Annotated in this window: 27 protein-coding genes, 1 tRNA gene and 1 pseudogene; 1 reads left to right on the top strand and 28 read right to left on the bottom strand. The window is 69.2% G+C overall.

Going from position 1 to position 14,202, the window contains the following annotated elements; genetic code table 11:
- Window positions 1-7 precede the first annotated feature (7 nt).
- From ACFV1J_RS17595 to ACFV1J_RS17525, 15 genes and pseudogenes are all read right to left on the bottom strand, one after another.
- Window positions 8-283 (bottom strand): hypothetical protein, encoded by a 276-nt coding sequence (locus tag ACFV1J_RS17595; protein WP_385858978.1) that lies wholly within the window; start codon window positions 281-283, stop codon window positions 8-10.
- Window positions 280-534: a hypothetical protein gene (locus ACFV1J_RS17590; RefSeq protein WP_385858976.1), complete on the bottom strand. Its 255-nt coding sequence runs from the start codon at window positions 532-534 to the stop codon at window positions 280-282. The genes ACFV1J_RS17595 and ACFV1J_RS17590 overlap by 4 nt, the downstream gene beginning before the upstream one ends.
- Before the next feature lie 100 nt (window positions 535-634).
- Window positions 635-772, bottom strand: coding sequence for a hypothetical protein (locus ACFV1J_RS17585; RefSeq protein WP_385858974.1), 138 nt, complete (start codon window positions 770-772; stop codon window positions 635-637).
- A complete protein-coding gene (locus ACFV1J_RS17580) occupies window positions 769-939 on the bottom strand; it encodes a hypothetical protein (protein WP_385858973.1) in 171 nt (56 codons plus the stop codon). The genes ACFV1J_RS17585 and ACFV1J_RS17580 overlap by 4 nt, the downstream gene beginning before the upstream one ends.
- Complete coding sequence (locus ACFV1J_RS17575; RefSeq protein ID WP_385858971.1) at window positions 908-1,312, bottom strand: hypothetical protein; 405 nt, start codon at window positions 1,310-1,312, stop codon at window positions 908-910. Before ACFV1J_RS17575 ends, ACFV1J_RS17580 begins: the two co-directional genes overlap by 32 nt.
- Window positions 1,309-1,482 (bottom strand): hypothetical protein, encoded by a 174-nt coding sequence (locus ACFV1J_RS17570; protein WP_385859220.1) that lies wholly within the window; start codon window positions 1,480-1,482, stop codon window positions 1,309-1,311. Before ACFV1J_RS17570 ends, ACFV1J_RS17575 begins: the two co-directional genes overlap by 4 nt.
- A gap of 20 nt (window positions 1,483-1,502) precedes the next feature.
- Window positions 1,503-2,108 (bottom strand): hypothetical protein, encoded by a 606-nt coding sequence (locus ACFV1J_RS17565; RefSeq protein WP_385859217.1) that lies wholly within the window; start codon window positions 2,106-2,108, stop codon window positions 1,503-1,505.
- Between the two features lie 49 nt (window positions 2,109-2,157).
- Window positions 2,158-2,685 (bottom strand): annotated as a pseudogene (locus tag ACFV1J_RS17560) (DNA cytosine methyltransferase); the annotation flags it as partial.
- Complete coding sequence (locus ACFV1J_RS17555) at window positions 2,682-2,987, bottom strand: hypothetical protein (RefSeq protein WP_385858969.1); 306 nt, start codon at window positions 2,985-2,987, stop codon at window positions 2,682-2,684. The pseudogene ACFV1J_RS17560 and the gene ACFV1J_RS17555, both read right to left, overlap by 4 nt.
- Complete coding sequence (locus ACFV1J_RS17550; protein ID WP_385858967.1) at window positions 2,984-3,178, bottom strand: hypothetical protein; 195 nt, start codon at window positions 3,176-3,178, stop codon at window positions 2,984-2,986. The genes ACFV1J_RS17555 and ACFV1J_RS17550 overlap by 4 nt, the downstream gene beginning before the upstream one ends.
- Window positions 3,178-3,483: a hypothetical protein gene (locus tag ACFV1J_RS17545; RefSeq protein ID WP_385858965.1), complete on the bottom strand. Its 306-nt coding sequence runs from the start codon at window positions 3,481-3,483 to the stop codon at window positions 3,178-3,180. The genes ACFV1J_RS17550 and ACFV1J_RS17545 overlap by 1 nt, the downstream gene beginning before the upstream one ends.
- Window positions 3,480-4,847 carry a replicative DNA helicase gene (locus ACFV1J_RS17540; protein WP_385858963.1) on the bottom strand — a complete coding sequence of 456 codons (1,368 nt, stop codon included), beginning with the start codon at window positions 4,845-4,847 and terminating at the stop codon, window positions 3,480-3,482. Before ACFV1J_RS17540 ends, ACFV1J_RS17545 begins: the two co-directional genes overlap by 4 nt.
- Window positions 4,844-5,461 (bottom strand): DnaA ATPase domain-containing protein, encoded by a 618-nt coding sequence (locus ACFV1J_RS17535; protein ID WP_385858961.1) that lies wholly within the window; start codon window positions 5,459-5,461, stop codon window positions 4,844-4,846. Before ACFV1J_RS17535 ends, ACFV1J_RS17540 begins: the two co-directional genes overlap by 4 nt.
- A complete protein-coding gene (locus tag ACFV1J_RS17530) occupies window positions 5,445-6,269 on the bottom strand; it encodes a hypothetical protein (RefSeq protein WP_385858959.1) in 825 nt (274 codons plus the stop codon). The genes ACFV1J_RS17535 and ACFV1J_RS17530 overlap by 17 nt, the downstream gene beginning before the upstream one ends.
- On the bottom strand, window positions 6,269-7,036 hold the full coding sequence (locus ACFV1J_RS17525) for an HNH endonuclease (protein ID WP_385858957.1): 768 nt from the start codon (window positions 7,034-7,036) through the stop codon (window positions 6,269-6,271). The genes ACFV1J_RS17530 and ACFV1J_RS17525 overlap by 1 nt, the downstream gene beginning before the upstream one ends.
- Window positions 7,037-7,191: 155 nt before the next feature.
- Here ACFV1J_RS17525 and ACFV1J_RS17520 point away from each other — a divergent pair, with 155 nt between their 5' ends.
- Window positions 7,192-7,407, top strand: coding sequence for a type II toxin-antitoxin system prevent-host-death family antitoxin (locus ACFV1J_RS17520; RefSeq protein WP_385858955.1), 216 nt, complete (start codon window positions 7,192-7,194; stop codon window positions 7,405-7,407).
- 72 nt (window positions 7,408-7,479) lie between these two features.
- Here ACFV1J_RS17520 and ACFV1J_RS17515 read toward each other — a convergent pair.
- The 13 genes from ACFV1J_RS17515 to ACFV1J_RS17455 all read right to left on the bottom strand — a co-directional run bounded on the left by ACFV1J_RS17515 (window position 7,480) and on the right by ACFV1J_RS17455 (window position 14,096).
- Window positions 7,480-7,556 (bottom strand) — tRNA-Leu (locus ACFV1J_RS17515).
- Window positions 7,557-7,589: 33 nt separating this feature from the next.
- The gene (locus ACFV1J_RS17510) at window positions 7,590-7,853 is read right to left on the bottom strand and encodes a WhiB family transcriptional regulator (RefSeq protein WP_385858953.1); all 264 of its coding nucleotides are present in this window, start codon (window positions 7,851-7,853) and stop codon (window positions 7,590-7,592) included.
- On the bottom strand, window positions 7,850-8,698 hold the full coding sequence (locus ACFV1J_RS17505) for a hypothetical protein (RefSeq protein WP_385858951.1): 849 nt from the start codon (window positions 8,696-8,698) through the stop codon (window positions 7,850-7,852). The genes ACFV1J_RS17510 and ACFV1J_RS17505 overlap by 4 nt, the downstream gene beginning before the upstream one ends.
- The gene (locus ACFV1J_RS17500) at window positions 8,695-8,832 is read right to left on the bottom strand and encodes a hypothetical protein (RefSeq protein WP_385858949.1); all 138 of its coding nucleotides are present in this window, start codon (window positions 8,830-8,832) and stop codon (window positions 8,695-8,697) included. The genes ACFV1J_RS17505 and ACFV1J_RS17500 overlap by 4 nt, the downstream gene beginning before the upstream one ends.
- Window positions 8,829-9,194, bottom strand: coding sequence for a hypothetical protein (locus tag ACFV1J_RS17495; RefSeq protein ID WP_385858947.1), 366 nt, complete (start codon window positions 9,192-9,194; stop codon window positions 8,829-8,831). Before ACFV1J_RS17495 ends, ACFV1J_RS17500 begins: the two co-directional genes overlap by 4 nt.
- A 70-nt stretch (window positions 9,195-9,264) precedes the next feature.
- Window positions 9,265-10,218 carry an AAA family ATPase gene (locus ACFV1J_RS17490; protein WP_385858945.1) on the bottom strand — a complete coding sequence of 318 codons (954 nt, stop codon included), beginning with the start codon at window positions 10,216-10,218 and terminating at the stop codon, window positions 9,265-9,267.
- 9 nt (window positions 10,219-10,227) lie between these two features.
- Window positions 10,228-11,061, bottom strand: a complete 834-nt coding sequence (locus tag ACFV1J_RS17485; RefSeq protein ID WP_385858943.1) for a PD-(D/E)XK nuclease-like domain-containing protein — start codon at window positions 11,059-11,061, stop codon at window positions 10,228-10,230.
- A 106-nt stretch (window positions 11,062-11,167) separates the two neighbouring features.
- Window positions 11,168-11,494 carry a hypothetical protein gene (locus ACFV1J_RS17480; protein ID WP_385858941.1) on the bottom strand — a complete coding sequence of 109 codons (327 nt, stop codon included), beginning with the start codon at window positions 11,492-11,494 and terminating at the stop codon, window positions 11,168-11,170.
- A 55-nt stretch (window positions 11,495-11,549) separates the two neighbouring features.
- Window positions 11,550-12,662, bottom strand: a complete 1,113-nt coding sequence (dnaN, locus tag ACFV1J_RS17475; protein ID WP_385858939.1) for a DNA polymerase III subunit beta — start codon at window positions 12,660-12,662, stop codon at window positions 11,550-11,552.
- A complete protein-coding gene (locus ACFV1J_RS17470) occupies window positions 12,662-12,856 on the bottom strand; it encodes a hypothetical protein (RefSeq protein WP_385858937.1) in 195 nt (64 codons plus the stop codon). Before ACFV1J_RS17470 ends, dnaN begins: the two co-directional genes overlap by 1 nt.
- Before the next feature lie 69 nt (window positions 12,857-12,925).
- Window positions 12,926-13,279, bottom strand: coding sequence for a hypothetical protein (locus tag ACFV1J_RS17465; protein ID WP_385858935.1), 354 nt, complete (start codon window positions 13,277-13,279; stop codon window positions 12,926-12,928).
- Between the two features lie 200 nt (window positions 13,280-13,479).
- Window positions 13,480-13,809 (bottom strand): hypothetical protein, encoded by a 330-nt coding sequence (locus tag ACFV1J_RS17460; RefSeq protein WP_385858933.1) that lies wholly within the window; start codon window positions 13,807-13,809, stop codon window positions 13,480-13,482.
- A 35-nt stretch (window positions 13,810-13,844) separates the two neighbouring features.
- Complete coding sequence (locus ACFV1J_RS17455) at window positions 13,845-14,096, bottom strand: hypothetical protein (RefSeq protein WP_385858931.1); 252 nt, start codon at window positions 14,094-14,096, stop codon at window positions 13,845-13,847.
- Window positions 14,097-14,202: the final 106 nt, after the last annotated feature.

Genomic DNA, 14,202 nt, shown 5'->3' with positions numbered 1-14,202 from the left:
TGCGTGATCACGGGGTGGCGGCTGCGGCGAGGCAGGCAGCGACGATGACGACAGTCGGGGTGTCGCTGGGGAACTCGATGACCGCGCCGTTGGGGCAGTCGAGCCCCGAGTCGCCGGTGTCCCCGACGACCGCCCAGACGGCGCCGGCTGAGTGCCGGAGGATGCTGAGCGGCATGTCGTCATCGCCGGTCCAGCCCGCGGCTTCGAGGGCTTCGACGACGTCAAGGCGGCCGAGCCACTCGCCAGACTCCGGGCGGGAAATGATCAGGCGCAGATCGGTCATCGGTTGGTCTCCAGGTCGTTGAGTGCTTCTCGGGTTTCGGCAAGGACGTCGGCGGTGGACCGCATCGTGTAGACGGCGACGGTGCGGGCGAGGAGGTCGCGTTCGGCGCGGAGTTGGCGGATGAGACGGGCGGCTGTGTGCCCGTCTGGCGGCTGCTCGCGGGTGTCGGCGACCGGTGGGCCGCCGGCGGGCTGTTCGGTGGTCTGCGGGCGGCTGGCGGCCGTCTCGCGGGTGTTCTGTCGGTGAGTCATGGCGGCGTCTCCGATGGGGCTATACGGCCGCGTGGCGGCCTCGGGATGGACGGGTGGGCCCTGGGAGCCCCGCGGTCGGTTGCGGGACTCAGGCGGGCACTCAGCGCTTCGCGGGGGTGGGGCGGCGACCCAAGGCTTCGATGCCGGCGCGGAGTCGGGCTGCCTCGGCGGCGGTGAGGCGGTGACGCTCGGCGCGATCGGCGAGGTTCAGCAGCTGCTCGAGAGTCGGGCCCGTCACCGCCGCCTCCTGGCTCGGGCCGCGGCACGGCGGGCGGCGCGGTTCTGTCGGGGCTCTGGCTGGTCGTCCTCGACGATCTGCTCGCCGGTCCAGCGGAGTTCGGTCTCCCAGCGGGCGCCGGGCTTGCCGGAGCGCTCACCGCGAGGCGTAGACGAAGGCTTGGCCATCACGCCACCTCCCCACGCGCGGCTGGCCGACGGGCGTGCCGGCAGGTATCGCCAGCGGCGTCCACAACCGGGTGACCACGAGTTCGTCGACCGGCCCGTCGAGGCTGACGCGGGTTCGCCAGGTGCCGTGGAGGTGCAGGCGCCTGCCGGGCCGCAGGACTGCGGCGTAGCTGATCGCCGCGTTGGTGCCGGGCGAGCGGAGCACGATCCGGTGATAGTCCCGGCCGTCCAGCCGGCCGTTCCGCCATCGCGGCACCGTGAGTACGAATCGCAGCTCGCATTCCCCGTCGACCGCACGCACCAGGTCCGGGCCGCCGTCGCGGCTCGACACTTCGCCGACGAACTGGCGGGGCCGGTGGTCGGCGGCGGTCATGCGGCCACCTCCAGCACCGGGCTGGCTACCGGAAGCTCAGCCCGCTCGAGCAGCAGCCGGATCCCAGCAACGGCTTGCTGGCGGACGACGCCGTTACCGAGCGCCTTGAGCATCGCTGCCCGCGTCAGGCCCGGCGTCTCCGTGACCCAGCCGGCGGGCAAGCCCATCATCCACTCGGTGAAGACGGGGCTCAGGCGTCCCCGAACATCAGTTGGCCATGGGGCCCGTCGCCCGAGGACCCGCTCCCACCGTCGAATGGCTGGTCCGTAGAGGCCCCAGTCGATGTCGCAGTCTCCGGCTCGGAGTTCGAGATGTGCGACACGGCGCTCGGCAGCATCAGGTCGCCCTTCGATCCACGCTGGTTCGGACCGCCCTTCGCTCCATCCGTCGCCCTCGGTGTGGGCAAGAGCTTCGCCGGGACGTCCGAGTGTGGGGTCGGTGCAGCCACGGCAGTCAGCGCAGAAGCCTCCTGCGTCATGGAAGGACTCTCCCCGTCCACACGTGGGGCAGCCGGGTTCGACAGCCGTCCCGCGAACACCACGTCCGACAGCGTCCAGCCCTCGTTCACGTTCGGGTTGTCCGTCTTGCGTCCGGCCGTCGCGTTCCTGGTGCCCGTCGCGTCGCCCGCCATCGGCGTCGGCAGCAGCTTCACCGCGATATTCAGCGGCGTGCCCTGCCCATTCCCGTTGATCCCCTTCGCGAGATTCCGTTGCCGCCGCGCTTCCCAGGATTCCAGCGACTCCCCGTCGTTCGGGTTGCCCGCAGTCGGAGTCGGCAGCAGCTGGCCAAGCGACAATGAAGACTCGCTTCCGGGGGTGGGGAGCGCCGACCTCCGACGCGGCGACGACACACCATTCCGCATCGAACCCGAGGCGGGCCAGGTCCCCGAGAACGGCTCCGAGTGCCCGCAGTGGAGGTTCAGAAGATCCGTCTCCCACACAGTCCGGGCAGGGTTCCATGTCGCCGGCAGCTTTCGCTGAGAGGAGCCCTTGGACATTCTCGATCACCACCAGTTGGGGTAGGAGGACGTGGATGGCGCGGGCGGTGTGGGCCCACAGGCCGGAACGGGTACCGGGTACGAGGCCAGCCCGGCGGCCAGCCGTGCTGACGTCCTGGCAAGGGAAGCCGGCCGTGAGGATGTCGACGGGCTGGACCTCAGCCCAGTCGATGCCAGTTACGTCACCGAGGTTCGGGACTCCGGGCCAGTGGCGGGCCAGGATCTGGGCGGCGTACTGGTTGGTGTCTTCCTTGCCGTTCTTGTCCGGCGGCTCGTACTGCGAATGCCAAGCCACCTCGCCACCGAAGACGTCCAGGACGGCCAAGTCGAGGGCGCCGGTACCGGTGAACAGGGAGCCGATGCGCGGGTTGTTCATGCCGCGCTCCGCTCGTCGGACGTGATCGGCACCGCGATCACCGTGTTGTCGTCGGGAGTAACGGTCACCGGCAGGCCGCGGACCATGGCCACGAACCCGACCGGCTCCTCGCAGGCGACGGCCGCTATGGCGTAGGCGGCCGGTGTCATCTCGCGGCTCGGGCCGCTCTGCTGGGCGAGACACACGTCGCACGGCACGTTGGTGGACACCACACCGTCACCGCACAGGGCGCGGCGAGTACCGTCCGGGCGGGCAGCCTGCGCCACCCACACGGGGGTGCCGATCGGCAGGATCTGGATCATGCGGCGTTCCTTCGGCTACGGCGCTGGGCGCGGCGGGCGTGCAGTTCGGAGTAGGCGGTCAGATCGCGGACCGTCGCCCACGTGTGGCCGCAGCTGGGGCAGCGGTAGCCGTCGACGATCCGGTCACCGCGGGTGCGGGACTCGGCAGGGGCTATGTCACGGGCGGTGCATGACGGGCAGGAGTCGTTCATCAGGCCGCCTTCCGGTCGTCGTTGGTGACGTGCTGGTGGCGGTCACGCAGGCCGCCGTCGAGCGCGACGAGGTTCGGTCGCGCCTGGGCCCGGCACCGGGGGCAGGAGTGCTCGGCAGAGGCGACTCCGGTGGCTGCGGTGCCGAGGGGCCAAGCGCCCACGTGCGGGATCGTGTAGGCGGGGGCCGGGGCCTCGACCTGGGCCTTCTTGGGGGTGGCGGTCCGGCCTCCGAGGGAGAGCAGGAATTCCGTGAGGTCGCCTTGTGCGCGCAGTGCGGCGATGTCAGCCGGGTCGAAGTGGGTCACGTCATGGCCATATCGACGAAACGCGCATAGTGCCCTTGGAAGGCGACAGTGATCGTTGCGGTGGGTCCGCCCCGGTGCTTGCCGACGATCAGGTCAGCCTCGCCCGCCCGCGGAGATTCCTTCTCGTAGGCGTCCTCGCGGTGCAGCAAGATCACGATGTCGGCGTCCTGCTCGATCGAACCGGACTCGCGCAGGTCGGACACCATCGGCTTCTTCTCGGTGCGCTGCTCCGGCCCGCGATTGAGCTGGGCCAGCATGATGACCGTGATGCCGAACTCCTTGGCGAGAAGCTTGAGTCCACGCGACAGCATCGACACGGCCACCTGCCGGGACTCGGCCCGCGGGGCCTGCATCAGCTGCAGGTAGTCGACGACGAGCAGCCGCAAGCCGGCGGTGCGGACCAGGTGGCGGACCGTGGCCCGCAGGCCGGGGAGGGTGACGAGCGGCGCGTCATCGATGTGCAGGGGCGCCGCGGACAGGGACGGGACCATCGACGCCGCGCGAGCCATGGCAGTGTCGTCGACGATGCCCTGCTTGACGTGGTGCAGCGGGATGGTGACGGCCGCACACATGATGCTCTGCGCGAGCTCGTTCTTGCCCATCTCCAGCGATGCGAAGTACGTCGGGATGTGGTTGGTGACGGCGGCGGCCCGCGCGAAGTTGGAGGCAACGGTCGTCTTGCCCATGGCGGGACGGGCCCCGACGACGACGAGCTGGCCCGGCGCCCATCCCCCGCACAGCAGGCCGTCGAGGTCGACGAAACCGGTGGGGATGCGGTTTTCGTTGCTGGGCGGCGTCACGGCCTGGACGAGCGCGTCGGGCAGGAGTTCGCCGAGAGTTGATGCCTGCGATACGGCGGTCGGCCGCACGAGGTTGTCGATCTCAGCCTGGAACTCGGCGATGTCCGAGTCCGGGTCGAACGCAGGGCTGGTGGACTTGACGCGCATCGTGACGCCAAGAGCCGCAGCACGGGCGGCGATAGCAACCTTCGTGACGCGCGCGGCCCAGTAGTCGGCCGAGCCGGGCATCGCCTGGTTGTAGAGCTCGGCGAGCTCTTCGCTGGTGAGCGGCCGGGAGGTCATGCGGCCCTCGGCGTGCCACGCCTGCAGCTTGCGGGCGACGGCCTGCCAGCGGATCTCGCCTGCGGTGAGCTGGTCGCGGATGTCTTCGACGGCGTACCAGGTCCAGCGGTAGCGCTCGTCGCTGATGTCGGCGGGGTCGAAGCCGTTGGCGGCGAGGTCGTCGACGAGGTCCGTCTTGGCCATGGCGGAGGCGACGAGGATCTGTTCGGCCTCGAGGTCGGAGGGCATCGTCGGGATGGGGGCGCTCTGGTCGCCAGCCCACAGGTCGATGTCGGTGGTCACGCGGCAGCCCCCTTGCGGAAGTCGTTGCCCTCGAGCAGCACGACGCTGTTGCGGCACATCTCGGCGAGGCGGGAGGCAACCCGCGGGCCGGTCACCTCGGCGAGTTCGTTGGGCAGCACGTCGCACGTGATGATCACCGGGCGGCGGTTGATGTACCGCTCGTCGAATAGCTCGAAGAGCCGCTCCTGCGTCCACGTCGACGCTCGGGCCGCAGCCAAGTCGTCGATGAACAGCAGCTCGCAGCGCTGAAGTTCCTTCAGCAGGGCCCGGCCCTGGCCATCAGCCGCGTCGGGTCGCAGAGCGTCGAACAGGGCAGTCGACCGCCACGTCTGGATCAGCGGGGTTCCCTGCCACGGCGTGCCCGGCGCGTACTGGGCCTCCAGCCAGCGGCGGCAGGTCCGCCACGCGGTCAGCGTCTTGCCGATCCCGATCGGTCCGGTGAGGAACAGGCTGCTGCCGCCCCAGCCGGCGATCCAGTCGGCGGCCTGCTCGGGGAGGTCGATGTGCTTGCGGTAGATGGCCGGGATGCGGTCGTCGAACTTGCGGAGGGCCACAGCCCGACGCTCGATGATCACGCCTTCGGCGGGAGTGGGGTGGTCAGAACTGGAGTGCACGCTTCTTCTCCTCTTCGGTGAGGTGACGGGGGGCCGTCTGAGGGCCTGCGGGCTGCTGCTTGCGTTGCCCGGAGGTGGCCTGTCGGCGGAGGGTCGGGTACTTCTCCCGGAGCTTGGCCGGGCTGAGGATGATGGCGTTCCAGAAGTCACTGGCATGGGCCCAGTCGATGGCGGCGATGGCCTGGTCCGGGGTGACCCCGTCGATGTCGATGAGGCGCCGCATGTCGGTGCGCCACTTGTCCGTGACGCGGGGGCGTTTGTCGCCGCCCTTTTCGATCACGTCGGCGAAGTGCTTGCAGACGCGTTCGACGTCGTGGCGGGGAGGAGCGTCAGCGGATGCCGGAGGCTCCGCTCCTTCCTTTCCCTGCTCCTTTCCCTGCTCCTTTCCTTTCCTTTCCGCCAGTGAGTCCTCAGTGAGGTCTCCGTGAGGGGTGGATGAGGAGTCATTCGGGCAGGTCAGGTCATGCTCAGGGCCCTCTGGGGGTGGCGGAAGCTTGCTGGCGGTCGGCCGGTTGATCCTTTGATGCTCAGACCAGCTTCGAACGGCCAAGTAACGCTTGCGATTGAGGGTGTAGCGAAGGATCAGTGAGGACTCACTGAGGGCTCCCAGATCGCCTTCGATGTCAGCCGCAGTGCGGTCATCGAGAGGCCAGACCGCCGCTTTGATGAGCCGCGCATCGTCTACGCACCTGCCTTCATCGTCTGCATGCGTCCACAAGCCGATGAAGGTGAGGCGCTGCTCGGGTGTGAGGTCGGCGACGGTGAGCGACGTGAAGAACTCCGGCTTGATGGAACGGATGCGAGCCATCAGTTCTCACCGCCCGCGGTGAGCAGCTGAGTGAGGTGCTTGCCGAGGTCAGTACTCAGCGAACGACCGGCCGATTCCGCCGCACTTACGAGGTGTTCGGGGTCCGCGCCGGAGTCGAAGGCTGCCCCGACCTCATCAATGAAGCGGCTGACGAGAGCCCCTGGCGGAGTCCCCTGATTGCTCGCCAAGTCCCAGGCGCTCTCCCATGCGTTAATAGCGTCTACGCAGGTCACGAACCGCTCGTCCGCGACGGAGGGTGGCGCCGGGGAGGCCCGCACGATGCGCCCGATGTAAGAGGCAATGTCGACTGCGTTCTGGGAGCCGGCGCAGAACGCCGCCTCGGTGAGATCCGTGCGTGCCGACCAGCCGCACTCGAGGAGCTTGTGGGTCTCCTCGGCGAAGAACTCCTCGTCGCGACTGCTGATGGGCTGCCCGGTCTTCTCCCATGCCCACGCCCACACCATGGAGAGGTGCACGAAGATCGTCACGCGCCGTCGCTCGGCCCCCTCCTTAAGTTCACCAGCCTGCCGGAAGGTGGCCTGGTCCACATCGGCGACGGTCTGCGCGTCCGGCATGCTGCTGGTTTTGCCGCCGTTGCAGTCCGCGCAGGCGGTGACGAGGTTGGTCGGGGCGTCGTTTCCGCCGAGAGTCTGCGGGATGACGTGATCGACGTTGAGTTTCGCGCTGGGTGCTGCGGCACCGCAGTAGCGGCAAGCGTGGTTGTCCCTGCGGAGGATCTCGTAGCGGAGGCGCTTGGAGACGGCCATTGGTGGGTTCCTTCGGACGGTGCGGTTGATGGAGGGCGCGCGGAACCAGGCCCTCAGGGCGGTCGCCTTTCGCGGCCCTGACGCATCGGAAGTTCGTGTACATAATAGCGTTCAACGCGCTCATGTACATCATGTTCCTGAGGTACACTGCCGACATGACCGCGCCCAAGAAGGAGCACCAGGAGAAGATCGCGGATGTGCGCAACGCGCTCGCCGACGCGATCGAACGAGCCCGCTACTACGACGAGACGACGGTGATGACGTCCCGCGGAAAGCGCGTCGCCGTCCTGGTCGGCATGGACTTCTACGAGCGCGCCCTGGAAGCACTCGGCGAAGAGCGCGTGCTCGTCACCAAGTCGACCGACGACTGACATCCCTCTCCCCTCCCTTCTCGCCCCGCGGTTTCCGCGGGGCGTTGGTGTGCGTGGCCGGCTTGATGCCGGTGGTGCCCGGAACGGGATTCGAACCCGCACTTGATCCGCTTTTAAGGCGGCTGCGTCTGCCGTTGCGCGACCCGGGCCGGGGCCCCGCCAGTGGGCGGGGCGTTGTTGCGTCAGGCTGCGGCCGGTCGGCGGCGCGTCTTGTCGATGGCGGCTCGTTCGCGGGGCGTTTTGCCTCCGCGGATTCCGCACCTCATATGGGGCGGCAGGCCCTGCTCCTCGACGAGGGCCTCCTCGAGGCAGCGCGTCTCGACGGGGCACTTGCCGCAGGTGACTTTGGGCTCGCGAACCGTTGCGGCGTTGCAGACGTCGGGGGCGAAGAGGTCCGGGTCGATCTGGGCGCAGAGGGCCTGGTCGCGCCAGTTGCGGGCGCTCATGCGGCCATCCCCAATTCACCTTGGGGGTGTTCACGGAGTGCCCGGTCGATGGTGAAGCGGGCGATGCCAAGGCGGGCTGCGGCCTGGTCGCGATCGAGACCGCCGACGCTCATGAGCCAGTGGGCTTCTTCAGCGACGATCTCGGCGCGGAGCTTCGTGTCCTCGGGGATGAAGTCGGGGTCGTCGATGACGTCCATCCGCTCTGCCCAGTAGGCGCAGGTGGCCCAGCGATTGCGGGCGGCCCAGTTCCGGGCCCGCTTGGCCTGCCCCTTGTCGACGCCGTTCCGCAGCGGCCTCTTACCCTTGAGGTCTTCGAAGGTCGCGGCGATGGCTTTGGCGGTGGCCGCGAAGATGGTTGTGCGTCGTAGCAGGGTGCTGGCGTTTGCGCTGCTGAGTCCGGCGTGTTCGGCGATCTGTCGGAGGGGCCAGCCGGCGGCGACGAGGGCCTGGACGCGGCGGATGGACCCGATGGCGGGGACGCGGCCTGTGCGGTGGTTGTCGACGGTGACGGCGAGGATCTTGGCTGCCATCTCGGGTGAGGTGCGCTGCCGGCGTCCGCGGCCCTTGTTTGGGCGGGCCTGGGTGAACTCGAGGATGGTCTGGATGGACAGGCCGGTGGTGTATGCGACTGCGCCGGGGCCGATGTTGCTGGCCTGGAGGTGGAGGAGGTGTTCCCGGACCGGGGCGGCGTCGATGAGCCGGTCCCAGGTCCCGTCCTTCTGGGCGTGGCGGCGGGCGTTGTTGCGGTCGTTGTAGCGGGTAACGCAGTCGGGGCGCCGGCACTTGTAGTCGGTATAGCAAGTGAGCGTGTTGTGGTGGGGTGCGGTGCGGGTCGCGGTGGTCACGGTCGTGTCCCCCTTCCTGGGGTGTTGCGGCGGCGGGCGGCGGGGTGGCGCCAGATGGCTTCGAGTGCGGCGAGGTGGGGGTCGAGGGGTTCGCGGCGGCGGAGGCGGGCGGCGAGGGCCCGGAGCGGGTTCACGCGGCGGCCTTCTTCGGCCGGCGGGTCTCGGCTATGAGCAGGCCCTTGACCGACAGGCGCCACACAGCGATGGGGTGGCCGTGCGTGGCCGGCGAGGTGGACGGCACGTACTGCTTGGTGTGCTCGATGACCCCGCCCTGGCGCAGGCCGTTGATGGCGGCGCCGAGAAGGCCGTGGGAAAGCTCCGGCAGCACGTCGCGCAGGTCGTTTGCGGAAAAGGTGTCCCGGGTGAGGCCGAAGGCGAAGACGGCTTGCTGGACGAGGAACCGGTCCCAACTGCTGGCGCGGTCGACGATGTCGGTGAGCCGCTCGTCCTTGTCGGCAGATGCCAGGCGCTCGGCGGTGGTGAGCTTGCGGGGCATGGATGACTCCTGAGAGGTGAGAAGCTGGTGGGGTGGCCGGCCCGCACTGCCCGCGGGCCGGCCGGGGCGGCTAGGCGGCGTTCTTCAGCGCGGTGCCGCGCTCCTTGATGTAGGCGCCGAGGCTGGTCGGCTTGCCCGTCTGCGGGTGCATCAGCGGCGTCGCGAGGGCGCTGGATGCCTCGACCTCGCGGTAGAGGTTGAGCAGACTGTCCGGGGTGGCGTCGGCATCCTTGGCGGAGTCGATCCACGCCGTGGCGTCGATCTCCTTGCCGCCGTCGCGCAGCCAGTCCAGGTAGGGCTTGGCGATGTCACGCGCCCCGTTGGGCTGGTTGAGGACGAGGCCCCGGAAGGAAGGGCAGCGGGACTTGATGAAGCGGAGCCGATTGGCTTCGTCCATCTCGGCAGCCACACCGAACTCGAACTCGATGCCCTTGCGCTGCTCGGCGCGCATCCCCTTGTTGACCGGGGATCCGTTCTCCAGGACCCAGTGCACGTAGGACCGCATCGTCACGACCACGTGCCCCGGGTAAGCCATGAGCGCTTCGATCATTTCGTTCTGAAGCGGGGTGCCGTCCTTCCAGCCGGCGAACTTGTTGCCGCCGTACTTGGACTTGGCCTTTTCGACCTGGTCGAGGGTGCCGTCGGTGCCCTTCCAGAAGTGGCTGAGGGAGTCGACCATGACGACCGGGTATCCCGCCTGCGCTGCGGCGGCCAGGGCTTTCTGCAGGTCGCGGGGGTCGTACCGGTGCATCGGCAGGGTGTCGAAGGCGACGTCGAGGTCGTTGACGTACAGAGCGGCGGCGCCGCGCTCGGTGTCGATGACGGCGAAGCGTCGGCCTTCCGCCAGGCCGCTGGCGATGGACAGCCCGGTCCACGTCTTCCCGGAGCCGGAAGGCCCCTGAATGGCGACGGTGGCGTTGAAACCGTCCTTGGTTGCGGGCCGGAAGGTGAAGGGGCCGTCGTCGTACTCGTCGGCTTGCGGCTGCTGACGGCCGGCGCGGACGGGAGGGGGAAGCTGGCTCATGGGTAGCTCCTAGGCGTACTGACGCTCAACCCAGGTGGGGAGCGCGGTGAGAGGTGCTTCGAGGTATCCGGGCCATTCGCCGGTCTCCCGGCAGTGGGCGTAGGTGTGGAGGGCCCGCTCGTTGAGGTGTCGGCCTATGTCGCGTGCGGTCGGGTCGCAGGTGGTGACGACGACCAGGTACGGCGGGTCCTTTTCCTGGATCACGAACTGGAAGGGGAGTTCGGGGTCGATCAGGTCAAGGGCGATTCCGCCGTCGGTGTAGAACTCCTGCTGCTGGTGGTAGCCCCAGTCGTGGAACATCCGCCCGAGGTCTTCGGGGTTGGCGGACTTGGTCGTCTTGTAATCGACGATCTGGCCTTCGTTGCGCAGCCAGTCGAGGCGGGACCGGCGCCAGATACCGCGGTCCTCCCAGAACAGGGACTGCTCAGCGACTCCGCTGCCGGGGTCGAGGAGGGCCTCGGCCTCCGGGTTGGCGCGGAGGGCGGCGGCCATGGCGTGGATCTGGTCGAGCGCGGCCCGCTTGAGGGGGATCTTCCCTTCGTCGCGGATCGCCGCGACCTCGGCCTTTATGGCGTTGCTGTCCCATCGGGCGGCGTCGACGAGGACGAGTTCGGGGCCGTCGTCGAGGACGAGCTTGTGGGCGGCGGTGCCCAACTCAAGGTTCGGCTTGGTGGGTTCGGCGTGGTCGAGCCAGTACTTGAACTTGGCGGGGCATTCGGTGGCGAGCTTGCGGGCCCCTGTGGAGGAGAGGCTGCCGCCAGGGATGGGGTCTGAGTGGTACAGCTCGGCGTCGATGTCGTAGAGGCCGGGCACGACCGCGGTCTCGGCGGCGACGGCGGTCACGATGCTCCGCCCGTCTTGATGCAGCCTTCGCAGCGGTACGAGCCGTCGGGCCGGCGCTCGAAGGGGCCGTCGGTGTCGCCGCAGTGGCAGCGGATCATGTCGTCCATCAGCCGGCCGCCTTGAGGCTGGTGCGGTTGATGGTGCAGGGTGCGCAATCGGGGTGGCCGCAGTCGTTGCCGAGCTGGTGCTCGACGGCCCGGTTCCAGGCGTAGCCGTGGTGCAGGACGACGGCGTAGCAGGTGGGGCTGTACGGGCTGCCGTCGAGGAGTTCGACGAAGCAGGCGTTGTGCTCGGCGGCCACCTCGAGGGCGGTGATCAGGTCGGGCTGCTTGAGGACGTCGTCGGGGCCGAGGATCCAGACGGCCCACTCGATCTCGGGGATTCCGACCATCTGCCGGTCGGGGCCGAAGAGGCGGATACGGGATGTGCTCATCGCGTGTTCTCCTTGGTGGTGGTCGCCCCGCATTGCCCGCGGGGCGACCGGCGGTTCAGAGGCGGACGGGCATGACGAGGTAGCGGTAGTCGCTGTCGTCGCTGACGGCGTGGAGCATGGCCGGGCGGATGTTGCTGGTGAGCCCGATGGAAACCTCGTCGGTGCCGACGGCTTGGAGCCCGTCGAGGAGTGCGGCCGGCTGGAACGCCATCTGGATGGCGGGCCCGTCGATGTGCTGGCCGTCGACGATGTCCATGGCGACGGCGCCGGTGTCCTCGCCTGCGGCGCGAACGGAGATCTCGTCCGTCCCGAACCCGATGAGGATCTTCGGCTTGCGGTCGGTGGCCACCAGGCAGGCTCGCTTGGCGGCGGCCACCAGCTGGTCGACGGGGACGATGGCCTCGGTGACGAATTCGTCGGGGATGTATTGGTGCGGGTCCTTGCGTCCGTGCTCGTCGATGCGGACCAGGGTCGTGTAGCGGGTGTCGTCGCTCAGGCCCGCCGTCTTGCCGCGGAGGGTCAGGCCGAGGTCTCCGGTGGCGTTCATGCCCTTGACGGCGTCGGCGAGGCTGCGGGCCGGCACGAGCGCCCCGACCGGATCCCGGCTGCCGTTGGCTGCCGTCCAGGCGATGCTGCGTTCGGCCATGCGGTACCGGTCGGTGGCCCACACGGTGAGCCGGTCGCCGTCGGCGGTGAGTTGGATGCCTCCCCGCCACGGCTCGGCGACCACGGTGGGGTCGGTGGCTACCGCCACCTGGCGGACGGCCTCGGTGAACTCTTCGCCGTCCACGGTCCCGTCGGGTGTCGGGCGTCCGGCGATGGCCGGGTAGTCGGCTTCCGGCAGCAGCGTCAGCATGAACCGGTCGCGCCCGGCGGACAGGGTCGCCCGACCGTCGTCGACGGTGATGTCGATGAGTTCTGAGCGGTAGGTGGCGATGACCTGGGCGGCGAGCCGGCCGGAGATGACGATGCGGCCGGGTTCGAGGATGTCGGCGGCAAGGGTGCTGTGGGTGGTGACGTCCCAGTTGGCACCGGCAACGGTCAGGTGGTCATCGGTGGCGTCGAGGAGGAGTCCGGCGCGGGCGGGGACGGTGGGCTTGGCTGCGAGGTGGCTGGCCGACCACGAGGTGGCGTCGGCCAGCGCACGCCGCGGGATGCGGACCTTCATCAGGCGGCCCACCGCATCTCGTCGCTGCCGGTCGGCAGCTGCTCAGCCTGCGGGGCGGTGGCGGGCTCGTCGGTGACGGGCACCTCGATGAGCGTCGGGGTGGTGATCGGCCAGTCGCCGAGGAGTCGGCCGCTGCCGGTGACGGCGTCGTCGGGAAAGAGCTGAGGGTGGGGGTAGGAGGCGGTTTCAGGCATGGCTGTGCCCTCCAGAGGTGTGTAGGGGGCCGCCCCGCGGCGCGGGATCGGGGTGCGGGGCGGCGGCTTTCAGGCGGCCTCGGGGCCGCGGTTCTGCAACGGGATCACGCGGGCGATCGGCTTGGTGGCGGCCGCGAGCTGGCGCTGGAGGCGTTCGTTGTCGGCCTTGAGCCTGGTGTTCTCGTCGCTGACGCACTTGACGATGAGTTCAGCCTCGAACTGACGCTGAGTGGCGGTGGCGTACCGCTCGGCGAGCTCAGCGCGGTCACCGACACTTCGGTCGATGGATTCGAGGGTGCGCAGGTACTTGCCCTGCACCTCGGCGAGTTCGCGTCGGAGGTAGGCGTTCTCGGCTTGCACTTTGGCCAGCTCCGCTTCCGGATTGCTGTGCCGGCGTGTCTTGCGGCTGGCGAAGAGCCTCACTGCCCATCCTCCTTCCGGTTGCCTCGTTGCGAGGCGGCGATCATTGCTGCGGCTGCGATGCCGCACAGTGCGGCGATCCACTCGGGGGCGGTCACGTGGCGGCCTCTTCAGCAGGCGGCTCGGCGGCCGGCTGGCCGGGGGCGTCGAGCCGCTTGCAGTACGCCTCGAATCGATAGCTCGCGGAGTGACCTTCCGGGCGGTCATGCCGCGACCAGCGCCATGGCCGGCGGGGCGTCCTGCCGGTGGTGCACGGTGAGGATGACCGTGATGCCGTCCCGGGTGACGTGGCCGGAGGTGACCCAGCCACCGAAGTCAATTCGACGGCTGGTCACTTCAGCGATGCCGAGGGCCCGCTGCCACTGCCCGAAGCCCTCCTCATCACCGTGGAGAACGACGTCGACGGTCAGCTCGGCCACCAGCGAGATCTGCCGGTGCACATGCACCTCGGCGGCGGGCAGATGCGGGTGGGACTCCCCCACCTCGGCGATGAGACGGTGCCCGCGGGCCTGGTCGAAAGCGGTCAGAGACATGTCGCCTCCCGGGCGGATTGGGGTGAGCGTGGCGGTCACGAGACGGCCTCGGTGGTGTCGACCACGTCGATGTGGGTGAGGGCGATGCAGGCGCCGTGCCCCTCGACCCACACAACGGCGGTGTGGCCACGAACGCTGGCGACGCTGCGGGTGCGAGTGTCGAGGCGCCGCGCGGACGGGTCGACCTCCGGCCGGAAGCCGGGGTAGGCGCGGACCGGGGTGCCGATCGGGTGCTGCTTGTTGAAGCGGGCGGCAGCGTGCTCCTCGTCGGACGTCTCGTCGCGCATGCACTCGGTACAGACGTTCAGGGACCACCAGTGCTCGCTGGAGTTGACGTCAACCAGCGGCGGAAGCGACGTGCGAAGGTACCGGTCACCAGGCTCGATGGTCCGA

The sequence above is a fragment of the Streptomyces sp. NPDC059649 genome, assembly GCF_042734445.1.
Taxonomy (GTDB): domain Bacteria; phylum Actinomycetota; class Actinomycetes; order Streptomycetales; family Streptomycetaceae; genus Streptomyces.
This window is presented reverse-complemented; position numbering and strand designations above follow the sequence as displayed.

Coding starts and splice junctions, on each gene's coding strand:
- dnaN (WP_385858939.1), bottom strand. CDS start 12,662: ATGAAGGTCCGCATCCCGCGGCGTGCGCTGGCCGACGCCACCTCGTGG.
- ACFV1J_RS17580 (WP_385858973.1), bottom strand. CDS start 939: ATGGCCAAGCCTTCGTCTACGCCTCGCGGTGAGCGCTCCGGCAAGCCC.
- ACFV1J_RS17530 (WP_385858959.1), bottom strand. CDS start 6,269: ATGGCTCGCATCCGTTCCATCAAGCCGGAGTTCTTCACGTCGCTCACC.
- ACFV1J_RS17525 (WP_385858957.1), bottom strand. CDS start 7,036: ATGGCCGTCTCCAAGCGCCTCCGCTACGAGATCCTCCGCAGGGACAAC.
- ACFV1J_RS17490 (WP_385858945.1), bottom strand. CDS start 10,218: ATGAGCCAGCTTCCCCCTCCCGTCCGCGCCGGCCGTCAGCAGCCGCAA.
- ACFV1J_RS17575 (WP_385858971.1), bottom strand. CDS start 1,312: ATGACCGCCGCCGACCACCGGCCCCGCCAGTTCGTCGGCGAAGTGTCG.
- ACFV1J_RS17595 (WP_385858978.1), bottom strand. CDS start 283: ATGACCGATCTGCGCCTGATCATTTCCCGCCCGGAGTCTGGCGAGTGG.
- ACFV1J_RS17555 (WP_385858969.1), bottom strand. CDS start 2,987: ATGATCCAGATCCTGCCGATCGGCACCCCCGTGTGGGTGGCGCAGGCT.
- ACFV1J_RS17495 (WP_385858947.1), bottom strand. CDS start 9,194: ATGCCCCGCAAGCTCACCACCGCCGAGCGCCTGGCATCTGCCGACAAG.
- ACFV1J_RS17460 (WP_385858933.1), bottom strand. CDS start 13,809: ATGTCTCTGACCGCTTTCGACCAGGCCCGCGGGCACCGTCTCATCGCC.
- ACFV1J_RS17570 (WP_385859220.1), bottom strand. CDS start 1,482: ATGATGGGCTTGCCCGCCGGCTGGGTCACGGAGACGCCGGGCCTGACG.
- ACFV1J_RS17590 (WP_385858976.1), bottom strand. CDS start 534: ATGACTCACCGACAGAACACCCGCGAGACGGCCGCCAGCCGCCCGCAG.
- ACFV1J_RS17520 (WP_385858955.1), top strand. CDS start 7,192: ATGACCGCGCCCAAGAAGGAGCACCAGGAGAAGATCGCGGATGTGCGC.
- ACFV1J_RS17470 (WP_385858937.1), bottom strand. CDS start 12,856: ATGCCTGAAACCGCCTCCTACCCCCACCCTCAGCTCTTTCCCGACGAC.
- ACFV1J_RS17455 (WP_385858931.1), bottom strand. CDS start 14,096: ATGCGCGACGAGACGTCCGACGAGGAGCACGCTGCCGCCCGCTTCAAC.
- ACFV1J_RS17550 (WP_385858967.1), bottom strand. CDS start 3,178: ATGAACGACTCCTGCCCGTCATGCACCGCCCGTGACATAGCCCCTGCC.
- ACFV1J_RS17480 (WP_385858941.1), bottom strand. CDS start 11,494: ATGAGCACATCCCGTATCCGCCTCTTCGGCCCCGACCGGCAGATGGTC.
- ACFV1J_RS17510 (WP_385858953.1), bottom strand. CDS start 7,853: ATGAGCGCCCGCAACTGGCGCGACCAGGCCCTCTGCGCCCAGATCGAC.